The organism is Paenirhodobacter enshiensis, assembly GCF_000740785.1.
Lineage (GTDB): Bacteria > Pseudomonadota > Alphaproteobacteria > Rhodobacterales > Rhodobacteraceae > Rhodobacter > Rhodobacter enshiensis.
The window spans coordinates 1-12,566 of sequence record NZ_JFZB01000019.1; the positions used below are offsets into that span (position 1 = coordinate 1).

Genomic DNA, 12,566 nt, shown 5'->3' on the forward strand with positions numbered 1-12,566 from the left:
GTTCTGGATGCTGGCAGGGGGCGTCGTGCTGGGCATCGTGCTGCGCCGCACGCTCGGAGCGCGGCGCATCGCCGAGGGGGCGCGTGCCTTCGACGGGGTAGCGGCGATCCTGATGGTGGTGTTTCTGGTGCCGGTCCTCGACGGGGTGTGGGACCGGGTGCTGGCCGATCCGGCGCGTGCGGGCTGGCTTGCGGTGCTGGGGGTGGCGCTGAACCTCGGGGGCAATCTGGCGGTGCGGGGGCTTGCGGGGCGGATGACGACGCCCGGACGGGCGCGCACGCTGGGGTTGCTGTTCGGCAATCGCAATATCTCCGTTCTGCTGGCGGCGCTGCCGTTCCAGCCCGATCTCGCGCTGTTCGTGGCGCTTGGCCAGATCCCGATCTACGCGACGCCGGCGATCCTGTCGGCGCTCGACCGGCATTCAGGGAAGGGGCCGGGGAACCGGCGTTCCGGGGACTGAGCGCTCAGACCGGTGCCACGGTGCGGCGCCTGCCGCCCGAAAGATACCACAGCACCGCCCCGAGGACCGTCGCCCCTCCTGCCAGTGTCGTCGCCGAGACCGTTTCGTCGAAGAAGACCCACATCCACAGCGGACCGAGAACGACATCGAGCATGGAGAGAAACCCGGCGTCGCCCGCGCCGACGATGCGCCCGCCGATCAGCACGAGGATATAGCCGAGCCCCGTGGCTACCACCCCGTAGAGTGCGCAGGCCAGCAGCGCCTGCCCTGAGGGCAAGGTATCGTGCGGCATCAGAGGGACGGCGACGACCATACCGCAGAGCGCGGCCCAGGTGACCATCTTCAGCGTGTCGAGGTTGGGGTATCGGCGCATCACCACCAGTGGTGCGGCGAAGAACAGCGTCATCGCTGCCGCTGCCGCGATCCCGCGCAGATCGGCCGGGCTGAACGAGGCGCCGACCATCGCGCAGACCCCGCCAAACGCCATCAGTCCCGCGATGATGAACCGCATCGTCACCCTGTCGCCGAGCCACAGGAAAGCGATTGCCGTCGCGACGAAGGGCAGGGTGGCGTAAACCGTCATCACGTTGGCGACGCTCGTCCAGCTCAGTGCCATGATGTAGGTGGCATTCGCGACCACGGTCAGCGCGACCAGTATCGCTCCGGGCAGACCGAAGCGCAAATTCCGCGTCTCGGCCCCGGGACGCAGCAGCATCCATCCCCCCAGAACCACGACCGAAAACAGCGATCTCCAGCCGAGGATCGACCACACGTCGAGCCCGGCCATGCGCACGAAGGGGCCGGCGGTGCTCCACAGGACGGCTGACGCGAGGACGAGGGCCATGCCGATCCTGCGGCTGTGCGAAACGATCATGAAACACCGGAAAATACTGTCAGAACCTTACGTTAGCGGCGGCTGTCGGGGCAGTCCGGACCATCTGCGACGCGCATTGTCGCATCGGCGACGTTCGGGAGACAGAGCCCGGCATCTGCGGCTTTCCGCCCGTCCGCGCGATTCGGCGTTGCTGTCCGGATCCGGTGGCGATATTGGAAACGTAATAACATTACATATGGAGAAAGCCATGTCCCTCCCGCCGCTGCGCGCCGACCGTCGCCTTCCGGTCACTGTGTTGTCCGGGTTTCTGGGCGCCGGCAAGACGACGCTGCTGAACCACGTGCTGAACAATCGCGACGGCCGCCGCGTCGCCGTCATCGTCAACGACATGTCCGAGGTGAACATCGACGCCGATCTGATCCGCGAGGGATCGGAGCTGAACCGCGCCGAGGAAAAGCTGGTCGAAATGTCGAACGGCTGCATCTGCTGCACGCTGCGCGACGATCTGTTGCAAGGGGTGCGACATCTCGCCGAGGAGGGGCGCTTCGACTATCTGCTGATCGAGGGCACCGGCATCGCCGAGCCGATGCCGATCGCCGCGACCTTCGACTTTCGCGACGATCTGGGGCGCTCGCTGTCGGATGTGGCGCGGCTCGACACGATGGTGACGGTGGTCGACACGATCAACCTGACGCGCGATTTCGCCAGCAATGAGTTCATCTCCGACCGGGGCGAGAGTCTGGGCGATGAGGACGAGCGCACGCTGGTCAACCTGCTCACCGATCAGATCGAGTTTTCGGATGTGATCGTGCTGAACAAGGTGAGCGATGCCGGGCGCGAACGTCTGGCGCAGGCACGCGGCATCGTCCATGCGCTGAACCCCGATGCCCGGGTGATCGAGACCGATTTCTCGCAGGTGCCGCCCGAGATGATCTTCGACACCGGGCTGTTCGATTTCGACAAGGCCTATCAGCATCCGATGTGGGCGAAAGAGCTGTATGGCTTCGCCAACCACGTGCCCGAGACCGAGGAATACGGGATTTCCTCTTTCGTCTATCATGCCCGCGCGCCCTTCGATCCGAAGAAGGTGTATGAGGTGCTCTCGGGGCCGCTGCCGGGCGTGATCCGGGCGAAGGGGCATTTCTGGGTGGCGACGCGACCTGACTGGGCGGTCGAGTTCAGCCTCGCGGGCGTCAGCGCCTCGGTCACGCCGCTCGGGCGGTGGTGGGCCTCGGTGCCCGCGGACCGGCTGCCGAGCCATCCCGACGCGCAGGCCGAGATCGCGAAGAACTGGGCCGAGCCCTGGGGCGACCGCCGGCAGGAGATCGTGTTCATCGGCGCGGGCCTCGACCGCGAGGGGATCGCCGCGCGGCTGAACGCGGCGCTGCTCGACAGCGACGATTTCACCCCCGGGGCCTGGCAGGGCATGGCCGATCCTTTCCCGGTCTGGGAACGGCGCGTTCCGGCATGAGCGGGCAGCCGGCGAAGCCCGTCGCGGTGCGGGGCAATCTGGCGAGTTCACTGCCGCGGCGGCTGCGCGGGCCCTCGATGGCGCGCTACGACCGGCTTCCGGCGCCGCTCCGCGGCTGGCTCGCGCGCGCCGCGCTGCCCTGGAGCCCGAACTCCGCGCTGCGGATCTGGACGCGGCTTCATCGCGAGACGGGCGGCGATACGCGCGCGGTGCTGCGCCGCCTCGATCTGGCCGAGCAACGGATGCTCGCACGCGATACCGCCACGGTCTGGGGCTCGGGCTATCCCTGCGCTTCGGGGCCGGAGGCCCGGTCGTAATCCCTGACCGATGCGGCGATGACCCCGGCGAGGCGGGCGAAATCGCCATGCCTCGGGCTGTCGCGCCGCGTCGCCCAGACGACGGTGCGTCTCGGCGCCGCCCGCGACAGCGGACGCGCCACCACCAGCGTTTCGCGCAGCACCTCGGAGCGCACGTAAAGCGCCGGCAGCAGCGCCACCCCGAGCCCCGTCGCCACCATCTGCCGCACGGTGTCGAGCGTCGTGCCCTCGTAATCGCGCGCGAGATGGGCGCCGGTCGCGCGGCACAGCGCCTCGGTCTGCCGGTGCAGGCCCTGAGCGGCATCCATCGTCAGCACCGTCTCGCCGCGCAGCGCCGCGGGCTCGATCACCGGATGCGCGGCGAGGGGATGATCGGCCGGCAGCACCAGTTGCAGCTCCTCATCGAGCAGCCGCCACACCGCGATCTCGGCGCGGCCCGGATCCTCGGTCAGGATCAGCGCGTCATGGGTGCCTTCGCTCAGCTGGGCGATCAGCGCCTCGGGCCGGTCCTCGCGGACATGGATGCGCAGGCCGGGGAAAGTTTCGCGCAAGGACGGCATCGCCACCGACAGCAGATAGGCGCCGATGGTCTGCACCGCGCCGAGCCGCAGCACCCCGGTGAAAGGTTCGCCCTCGCCCGCGCGGGCGATCTCGCGGATCGTCTCGACCTCGCGCAGCACCTCGCGGGCGCGCCGCGCGATCTCGGCGCCGAGGGGGGTGAGCAGCACCCGCGCCCGGCTGCGCTCGAACAACGGCGTGCCGAGGCGCTCTTCCAGCGCGCGGATCTGCATGCTGAGTGTGGGCTGGGTGACGTTCAGCCGCTCTGCCGCGCGGCTGAAGTTCAGCGTCTCGGCCAAGACGGTCAGATATCGAAGTTGTTGCAGGCTGGGCATGGGGGCTTATAGATTCAAACTATAATTGCCGAAAGGGCTTTCGATTTCCCGCGCCGCGCCACGGCTGCTATCCCGGTCCCGAACAAGGAGATGCCCGTGTATCGTATCTGGAATTTCGTGAACGAATATTCGCTTTTGCTGATCGGCGGAGCGCTGATCGCGCTGGTCTGGGCCAATGTCGATCCCGACAGTTATCATCATCTGGTGCATTATGCGCTGTGGGTCGACGCGCCCATCGGCGTGATGGAAGAGCATGACGGTGCGCTGCACCGTGTGCTGACGCTGCATTTTCTCATCAATGACGGGTTGATGGCGCTGTTCTTCGCGATGGCGGCGAAGGAAGTGTGGGAGGCGGTGGCGCTGTCGGGCGGCAGCCTGCGCGGGCGCAAGGCGCTGACGCCGCTGATCGCCACGCTCGGCGGCATGGCGGGGCCGGTCGCGGTCTATCTCGGCCTCGCGGCGGTGCTCGGGATGCTCGATACGGTCGGGCGGGGCTGGGCGATCCCGACGGCGACGGATATCGCCTTCTCTTATCTCGTCGGGCGCATGGTGTTCGGCGCGCGCCATCCGGCCATCGGCTTCCTGCTGCTTCTGGCCATCGCCGACGATGCGGGCGGGCTGGCGATTCTGGCGGTGTTCTACCCCTCGGGAGAGGTCGCTCCGGCCTGGCTGCTGCTGTCGCTGGTCGCGGCGGTGGGCGTGTGGTTCGGTGCGAACTGGCTGCCGCGTCGCCTTGACGGTGGGCGGGCGGGACGTCCTGTCTCGACCTGGGTGCGCCGCTATCTCGGTGTCTGGCCCTATGTGGTGGCGGGGGCGCTCAGCTGGTACGGGTTCTATTGCGCGGGCCTGCATCCGGCGCTCGGCCTGTTGCCAATCGTTCCGGCGATCCCGCATTCCGAGCACGATTTCGGCATCTTCGCCGAGCACGAGTGTTACAATACCGATCTTCTGAACAGCATCGAGCACGCGCTGAAAATCCCGGTTCAGCTGATCCTGATGGGCTTCGGTCTGGTCAACGCCGGCGTCGAGTTCGGGGCGATCTCGGCTCCGACCTGGCTGGTGGTGGCGGGTCTGGTGATCGGCAAGCCTCTGGGGATCACGCTGTTCGGCTGGTTCGCGGCGCGCGGTCTGGGGCTTGGGCTGCCGCAGGGCATGGCGCTGCGCGATCTGCCGCTGGTGGGTATCGTCGCGGCGATCGGTTTCACCGTCGCGCTGTTCGTCGCCGCGGTGGCCTTCCCGGCGGGCGCTGTGCAGGACGCGGCCAAGATGGGCGCGCTGTTCAGCCTCGGGAGCGCGGTTCTGGCGATCGTGGCCGCGCGTCTGCTGCGCGTCGAGCGGGTTCAGTAGCCCCGGCGCAAGTCCACGGTCGCGGGCAGCACCCCTTCGGCACGATAGCGGCCGATGTTGCCCGCGACGATGGCCGCCGCGGTTTCCGGGTCGGTCGGGGCCGAGATATGCGGCAACACGGTGATCGCCGGATGATCCCAGAGCGGCGAGGGCGCGGGCAGGGGCTCGGTTTCGAACACGTCGAGGACCGCGTGTTTCATCGCCCCCGCATCGAGCGCGTGGGTCAGCGCCTGCGTGTCCACGATCGGCCCGCGGGCGAAATTGATCAGCTGCGCGCCGCGGGGCAGCAGCGCGAGGCGTTCGGCGTTCAGCAGATGGCGCGTTTCGGCGGTCAGCGGCAGCAGGCACACCGCGATGTCGCTTTGCCCGAGAACATGCGTGAGCCCCCCGGGGCCGGAATGACACTCGACCCCCTCGACCGCGCGCGCCGAGCGGTTCCAGCCGCAGACGCGGAACCCCGCCGCGTTCAGTCGCCCGGCCGCCGCGCGGCCAAGCTCGCCGAGGCCCAGAATGCCGACCGTCACCGCCTCCGGCCGGCGATAATCGAGCTGCTGCCAGCGATGCGCGCGCTGGCTCGTCGCATAGGCCGGCATGTCGCGAAACAGGTAAAGCGTCCAGGCCAGCACCGCCTCGGCCATGGTGCGGGCAAGCTCGGGGTCAACCAGCCGCACCAGCGGCACGGCAAGGTCCGGAAGTTCCGCCACGATGCGCTCGACCCCGGCCCAGAGGCTGTGGATCCAGCACAGGTTCGGCAGCCGCGCGATGTCGGCCGGGTCGGGGTTGGCGACCACGGCGATCTCCACCTCGGCGCAGGCGGCGGCATCGAGGGCGCGCAGGCTGTCGATCCTTTCGCCCGGCAGAAGCGTGCGCAGCCGGGCGAGCCATCCGGCCTCCGCCGCGTCGCTGAGGCGCGAGACAAGCGCGATGCGACAGGGGGCGATGCGGTGGGGGGCGGGCTGGGTCATGGCGCAAACCTTCGGGCTGGAACGGATCGGTCGCCCGACCGGGCCCGATTTCGCGCGGCTTGGCAAGGGCGTGGGGCCGCTTTCGGGGCAAGAAATCCTGCCCTGCGCTTATCTGCCCGTTCTTGCGCCGGCCCCGTTCGGCGATTATCGGGAAGCGATGACCGGAGCGGTTCCCCGCGGGCTCAGACCCCGGAACGCCGCTTCCCCCCTTGCCTGCCGCGCGTCGGCGGGCCGCGCGAAGCCCAAGGAAAGGCAGCCCATGACCCCGGCGTTCCTCGTCACCCACAACGGCGGTTTCCACGCCGATGAACTGCTGTCGAGCGTGATCCTCACCCGACTGTTCCCCGAAGCCGAGCTGATCCGCAGCCGCGATCCGGCCTGGATCACGCCCGCCGAAGACCGGATCGTCTATGACGTGGGCGGCTCCTACGATCCGGATCTGGCGATCTTCGACCACCATCAGCGCGGCGCGCCCCTGCGCGAGGATGGCCGGCCCTACAGCTCGTTCGGTCTGGTGTGGAAGCATTTCGGCACCGATTACCTGCGCGCCTCGGACGTGCCCGAAGAGGCGGTGGCGGGCGTTCATGCCTCGGTCGATGCGAGCTTCGTTCTGCCGGTCGATCTGGTCGACAACGGTGCGCTGTCGCCGTCCTCGGCCGGGCCGATGCTGGCCGGTCTGACGCTGCCGAGCCTTCTCGAAAGCCTGAAGCCCGTCTTCGACGACCCGACGCCCGACGCCGAGACCCGCGCCTTCCACGATGCGCTCGCCATCGCGCGCGCCTTCGTCGAGGCGCGTGTCGCGCGCTCGGCCGCGAAGCTGCGCGCCGAGGCGGTGGTGATGCAGGCCATCGCCGATGCGGGCGAGGGCCATATCCTCGAACTGCCGCGCGGGATGCCGTTCCGCCCCTCGGTCGTCAAGGCGGGGGCGGATCATCTGTGGTTCGTGGTCAATCCGCGCGGCGCGGACTGGACCATCGGCGGCATCCGCAAGGACGACGAGGGCTTCGCGCTGCGCGCCGATCTGCCGGCCGGCTGGGCCGGGCTGACCAAGGGCGATCTCGAGGCCGCCTCGGGCGTCAAGGGCGCGCTGTTTTGCCATAACGGCCGCTTCATCGCCACCGCCGACAGCCGCGAGGCCGCGCTCGCCATGGCCGAAATCGCCGTGCGCGAGGCCGAAGCCGCAGCCGAAGCGGAAAAGGCCTGAGCGACCGGGGTCGGCCCGCCGCGCTAGATCAGCAGCGGGTCGACCGACACTTCGCGCTTGAGTGCGCGCAACGCGAAGGTCGACCGGGTATGCTTGATCCCGGCGACGCGATACAACGTCTGGCGCAAAAAACGCTCGTAATGGGCGCGGTCGGCCACCGCGATCTTCACCAGATAATCGTAATCGCCCGTCACCAGATGCGCTTCGAGCACCTCGGGCATCCGCGCGAGTGCAGCGCCGAAACGTTCGAGGATCGCCTCATCATGATGGTCGAGGGTGATCTCGACGAAGAAGATTTCGTCGATGCCGACGGCTTCGGGGTTGATCAAGGCGACATAGCCGTCGATCGCGCCCGAGGCCTCCAGCCGCTTCAGACGGGTCCAGCAGGGCGATTGCGACAGACCGACCTGTTGCGACAGCTCGGCCACGGTCAGCCGTCCGTTGCGGCGCAGCGCGGCGAGGATGCGCCTGTCGGTCGCGTCGAGAGCGGGGCTTTTGTCGGTTTTCGTCATGCGCTGTCGCGATCCCGGCCGGGCAGGGGAGTTGTCCCGCCATCCTTGACACCGGAACCGCCCGCGTTCAATCGCCAATCCGGGCCGGACCCCGTGCCGCGGGTCAGAGACCCTGGCCGACGGGCAGGACGGGGCGGCTGTCGTGTTCCGTGTGCAGATCCAGCCGTGCGCCCGAAAGCGTGTCGAAGACATGCAGCGCCCCCGGTTTCGGCGCGAGGCGGCGGCAGTCCTCGACCCGCGTCGCGGGCGAAATGACCAGCGTCAGCGGCTGACCCGCGACGAAGCCGTGCACCAGCCGCTGTGCGCCCAGATCCTCGATGTCGTCGGGGGTGAAGCTGAGGCCCCTGTCGGCGGGCATCAGATCCTCGGCCCGGATGCCGAGCGTGACCTTGCCCGCGGCGCCCGAGACCGGGGTGTCGAGAACCTCGTCGCCGATGCGCAGACGGTTGCCGGCGATCTCGGCATCGAGAAGGTTCATCGCCGGCGCGCCGATGAAGCTTGCGACGAAGGTCGAGGCCGGACGGTGATAGATTTCGAGGGGTGTGCCGATCTGTTCGATCCGGCCGGCGTTGAGGACCACCAGCCGGTCTGCGAGGGTCATCGCCTCCAGCTGATCGTGGGTGACGTAGATCGAGGTGGTGCCGAGCCGCTTTTGCAGCCGGCGGATTTCCGTGCGCATCGAGACGCGCAGCTTCGCGTCGAGGTTGGAGAGCGGCTCGTCGAACAGGAACGCGGCCGGCTGGCGCACGATGGCGCGCCCCATCGCGACGCGCTGGCGCTGCCCGCCCGAAAGGGCGCGCGGCTTGCGGTCGAGATAGGGGCCGAGTTCGAGCATCCTTGCCGCCTCGGCCACGCGGGCCTCGATCTCGGGGCGGGGGACGGCGCGGTTCTTCAGCCCGTAGGCCATGTTGTCGCGCACGCTCATGTGCGGGTAGAGCGCGTAGTTCTGGAACACCATGGCGATGTCTCGATGCGCGGGTTCGACCTCGTTCACCCGGCGGGTGCCGATGCGGATCTCGCCTTCCGAGATGTCCTCGAGCCCCGCGACCATGCGCAAGAGCGTCGATTTCCCGCACCCCGAGGGGCCGACGAGGACGATGAATTCGCCGTCTTTGATGTTCAGCGCGATGTCGGCGACCGAACGCGCGGTGCTGCCCGGATAGATCTTCGAGACGTTTTCGATGTCGATGGATGCCATGTCAGCCTCACTTGTCGCTTTCGGTCAGGCCCTTGATGAACCAGCTCTGGAAGACCACCACGATGGCGACGGGCGGCAACAGCGCCAGCACCGCCAGCGCGAAGGCCTGGTTGTAATCGGGGATTTGCGAGCCGATCCACACCTGCAGGATCTGCTTGATGCCGCGCATCAGGGTGAAGAAGCTTTCCTCGGTCGTCATCAGCATCGGCCAGAGATACTGGTTCCAGCCATAGACGAACATGATGATGAACACCGCCGCGATCATGTTGCGCGAGAGCGGCAGGAGGATGTCGATGAAGAAGCGCACCGGGCCCGCGCCGTCGATCCGCGCGGCCTCCAGCAGTTCATCGGGGACGGATTTGAAGAACTGCCGGAAGTAGAACGTCCCCGTCGCGGAGGCGAGCAGCGGCACGATCAGCCCGGTGTAGGTGTTCAGCAGGCCGAGTTCGGCCATCACCTGATAAGACGGCATGATCCGCACTTCGAGAGGCAGCAGCAGCGTGGTGAAGATCACCCAGAACATCGCCGTGGCGAAGCGGAAGCGGAAATAGACGAGCGCATAGGCCGCCAGCATCGACAGCACGATCTTGCCCACCGCGAAGCCGAGCCCGAGGATCAGCGAATTCATCATCATCCGCGCGCCGGTGACCTGACCGGTGAAGCCGCCCTTGTGGGTGAGGACGGTGGAATAGGTCTCTATCCCGTCGCCGCCGGGCAGCAGGCTCAGCCCGTTCACATGGATGTCGGCGGCGGTATGGGTCGAGGTCATCACCGCGATGGCGATCGGCGTGACCATCAGCAGCGTGCCGAGGATCAGCACCAGATGGTCGAAGGGGGTTACCTTGTTCATGATGCCTATCCGTAGTGAACGCGGCGCTCGATGTAGCGGAACTGGAACAGCGTCAGCACCAGAACCACCACCATCAGGATCACCGACTGTGCCGAGGAACCGCCGAAGTCATTGCCGCGGAACCCGTCGAGATAGACCTTGTAGACCAGCGTCATCGGGTTGTTCGCGGGCTTGTCCTTCACCATCACGTCGATCAGCGCGAAAGTGTCGAACAGCGCATAGGTCAGGTTGATGATGGTCAGGAAGAACACCGTGGGCGTCAGCAGCGGCAACACGACGGTGAGGAAGCGGCGCAGCGGGCTTGCGCAGTCGATCACCGCGGCCTCGCGCACCGCGGCGGGGATCGCCTGCAGGCCCGACAAGATGAAGATGAAATTATACGGGATATGCAGCCAGACCGCGACGACGATCATCGCGATGGCGGTGTCCCAGTAATCGAGGCCGACCTTCATGTCCCAGCCGAACAGCGCGGCGAAGCGCACCAGAGGCCCGATGTGCTGGTCGAACAGCATCATCCCGATCAGCCCCGCGACCGGCGGCGCGATGGCATAGACCGCGATCAGCGCCGTGCGATAGGCCGAGCGGCCGCGGATCACCTTGTCGGCCTTGACCGCCAGCACCATTCCGATCGCCAGCGACAGCGCCGCGACCACCGCCGCGAAGAACACCGTGAAGGCCGCGATCTTGCGATATTCGGCCGAGCTTAGGGCATCGGTGTAATTCGCCATCCCGACGAAGCTGGAGCCCAGGCCGAACGGATCCTCGAGATAGAAGGACGAGGTGATCGCCTGCGCGGAAGGCCAGTAGAAGAACACCGCGACGATGGCCAGCTGTGGCGCGAGCAGCAGCCAGGGCATCAGGGGGCGGTCGAACTGCACGCGTTTGGGGGCCGCAGGCGGCGCCGCGAGGCGTGCCTTCAGCGCGGCGAGGGCAGAAGGCCGCGCGGGTGTCTTCGGCGATAGGGAAAGATCGGTCACGGTCAGCGGATCCCGGAAAAGAAAACCCGGCCCCGCCCGAAGGCGGGGCCGGCCCGTTGGGGGAAGGGGCTCAGCCGGAGGTCTTGGCGAATTTCGCCAGCAGCTCGTTGCCTTCGGTCTCGATCGCCTTGAACGCATCCTCGACGCTGGTTTCGCCGGCGAAGATCTTGTTGAACTCGCGCTCCTCGATCACCCGGATCTGCGGGTAGAAGCCGAGGCGGTAGCCCTTCGACCATTCGCCCTGCGGCAGCATCAGCTGCTTGATGCCGACTTCGGCCTGCGGGTGCTGCTCGTACCAGCCATCGGCCTTGGCGGCCTCATAGGCGGCCTTGGTGATCGCGACATAGCCGGTCTGTTCGTGGTAGAACTTCTGGATGTCGGTGGTGGTCAGGAAGTTGAAGAAATCGGCGGTGCACTTGTTCTCGGCCGCCGGATGGCCCGACATGGCGAACAGCGCCGCGCCGCCGATGAAGGTCGACTTGTTGCCGTCCTTCGCCGCCGCATCATAGGGCAGGAAATCGGCCGAGAACGGCATCGAGGCGGTCTTCGACAACCCGCCGAACGAGCCCGAGGAGCCGATCCACAGCGCGACCTTGCCTTCCTCGAAGGGCTTCTGGTTGTCGCTCCAGCCGGCACCGTAATAGCCGAACCACCCCTTGTCGTGCCAGTCCTTCAGCTTCTTGAACATCGCGATCAGCTCGGGGTTCTCGGCGTTCAGCGTGGTGCCCTGGAAGCTGTCGTAGCCGTTGGCGTTCGACGCCATCTGCACGTTGTTGCGCGAGAAGAAGTTCTCGAAGAACATCCAGGTCAGCTGCGAGGCGGAAAGCCCGATATAGCCCGCATCCTTCAGCTTGGGGGCGATCTTCTCGAAATCGTCCCAGGTCTTCGGTGCGCTGACGCCGGCTTTCTGCAGCGCCTCCGTGTTGATGTACATGATCGGCGCCGAGGAGTTGAACGGCATCCCGATGAACTTGCCGCTGGCGTCGGCATAGAAGTAACGCACGCCGTTGATGAAGGCGTCGCGGTCGAGCTTGTAACCGTTCTGGGTGAGGATGTCCTCGGCCGGGATGGTGGCGCCCTTCGCGTTGATGATGGTGGCGGCGCCCGCGTCGAAGACCTGCAGGATGTTCGGTTGCTCCTTCGAGCGGAACGCGGCGATACCCGAGGCCAGCGCCTCTTCATAGGTACCTTTCGACACCGGAGTGATCGCGCAGGCGGTCTGCGCGGTGTTGAACTTCTGCGCCACCTGATTGATGACCTGCTCGTTCGCGCCGCCCATGCCATGCCACCAGCTGATCTGGACCGGCTCGGCCGCGAGCGCGGTGGCCGAGGTGCTCAGCACCGCCAGTGCGGCAATCGTCTTTTTCATGTCAGACCTCTTCTGCGACAGATTGAGGGCCTGCTAGGCCCGCGATGCAACGGCGAGGTGACAGTTCCGTGGCGGGAGGGTGAAGATCGCGGAATCGGGGCGCGAGTCGGGCCGATTCCTTCGGCGGAGGAAGATTTTGGGGTGAGTTTCCGGGAATCGGGTTGTGGA

13 protein-coding genes are annotated in these 12,566 nt (G+C 67.0%); 5 read left to right on the forward strand and 8 right to left on the reverse strand.

Annotated features, from left to right (window positions below):
* A partial coding sequence (locus tag CG50_RS17060) for a hypothetical protein (RefSeq protein WP_211248601.1) occupies positions 1–460 on the forward strand: 460 nt, incomplete at its 5' end.
* A gap of 4 nt (positions 461–464) precedes the next feature.
* On the opposite strand, the gene CG50_RS10445 is transcribed toward CG50_RS17060, so the two are convergent.
* A complete protein-coding gene (locus CG50_RS10445) occupies positions 465–1,304 on the reverse strand; it encodes a DMT family transporter (protein ID WP_211248602.1) in 840 nt (279 codons plus the stop codon).
* Between the two features lie 238 nt (positions 1,305–1,542).
* On the opposite strand from CG50_RS10445, the gene CG50_RS10450 reads away from it, so the two are divergent.
* Both CG50_RS10450 and CG50_RS10455 read left to right on the forward strand, forming a co-directional pair.
* Complete coding sequence (locus tag CG50_RS10450; RefSeq protein ID WP_036637968.1) at positions 1,543–2,766, forward strand: GTP-binding protein; 1,224 nt, start codon at positions 1,543–1,545, stop codon at positions 2,764–2,766.
* A complete protein-coding gene (locus CG50_RS10455) occupies positions 2,763–3,083 on the forward strand; it encodes a DUF6525 family protein (RefSeq protein WP_036637950.1) in 321 nt (106 codons plus the stop codon). Before CG50_RS10450 ends, CG50_RS10455 begins: the two co-directional genes overlap by 4 nt.
* Here CG50_RS10455 and CG50_RS10460 read toward each other — a convergent pair.
* The gene (locus CG50_RS10460) at positions 3,047–3,976 is read right to left on the reverse strand and encodes a LysR substrate-binding domain-containing protein (protein ID WP_036637951.1); all 930 of its coding nucleotides are present in this window, start codon (positions 3,974–3,976) and stop codon (positions 3,047–3,049) included. The genes CG50_RS10455 and CG50_RS10460 overlap by 37 nt on opposite strands.
* Before the next feature lie 96 nt (positions 3,977–4,072).
* Here CG50_RS10460 and CG50_RS10465 point away from each other — a divergent pair, with 96 nt between their 5' ends.
* Entirely contained in the window at positions 4,073–5,323 is a 1,251-nt protein-coding gene (locus tag CG50_RS10465) for a Na+/H+ antiporter NhaA (protein WP_036637970.1), read from the forward strand.
* Here the strand turns inward: CG50_RS10465 and CG50_RS10470 are convergent.
* A complete protein-coding gene (locus CG50_RS10470) occupies positions 5,317–6,288 on the reverse strand; it encodes a 2-hydroxyacid dehydrogenase (protein ID WP_051909888.1) in 972 nt (323 codons plus the stop codon). The genes CG50_RS10465 and CG50_RS10470 overlap by 7 nt on opposite strands.
* Before the next feature lie 259 nt (positions 6,289–6,547).
* Here CG50_RS10470 and CG50_RS10475 point away from each other — a divergent pair, with 259 nt between their 5' ends.
* A complete protein-coding gene (locus tag CG50_RS10475) occupies positions 6,548–7,492 on the forward strand; it encodes an MYG1 family protein (RefSeq protein WP_036637975.1) in 945 nt (314 codons plus the stop codon).
* 23 nt (positions 7,493–7,515) lie between these two features.
* Here CG50_RS10475 and CG50_RS10480 read toward each other — a convergent pair whose 3' ends face one another.
* The 5 genes from CG50_RS10480 to CG50_RS10500 all read right to left on the reverse strand — a co-directional run bounded on the left by CG50_RS10480 (position 7,516) and on the right by CG50_RS10500 (position 12,398).
* Positions 7,516–8,004, reverse strand: a complete 489-nt coding sequence (locus CG50_RS10480; RefSeq protein WP_036637953.1) for an Lrp/AsnC family transcriptional regulator — start codon at positions 8,002–8,004, stop codon at positions 7,516–7,518.
* A 103-nt stretch (positions 8,005–8,107) separates the two neighbouring features.
* Positions 8,108–9,202 carry a sn-glycerol-3-phosphate ABC transporter ATP-binding protein UgpC gene (gene ugpC / locus CG50_RS10485; RefSeq protein ID WP_036637957.1) on the reverse strand — a complete coding sequence of 365 codons (1,095 nt, stop codon included), beginning with the start codon at positions 9,200–9,202 and terminating at the stop codon, positions 8,108–8,110.
* A 7-nt stretch (positions 9,203–9,209) separates the two neighbouring features.
* Positions 9,210–10,052 (reverse strand): sn-glycerol-3-phosphate ABC transporter permease UgpE, encoded by an 843-nt coding sequence (ugpE, locus tag CG50_RS10490; RefSeq protein WP_036637959.1) that lies wholly within the window; start codon positions 10,050–10,052, stop codon positions 9,210–9,212.
* Positions 10,053–10,057: 5 nt separating this feature from the next.
* Positions 10,058–11,035, reverse strand: coding sequence for an ABC transporter permease subunit (locus tag CG50_RS10495; protein ID WP_036637977.1), 978 nt, complete (start codon positions 11,033–11,035; stop codon positions 10,058–10,060).
* 64 nt (positions 11,036–11,099) lie between these two features.
* On the reverse strand, positions 11,100–12,398 hold the full coding sequence (locus CG50_RS10500) for an extracellular solute-binding protein (RefSeq protein ID WP_036637962.1): 1,299 nt from the start codon (positions 12,396–12,398) through the stop codon (positions 11,100–11,102).
* Positions 12,399–12,566 lie beyond the last annotated feature (168 nt).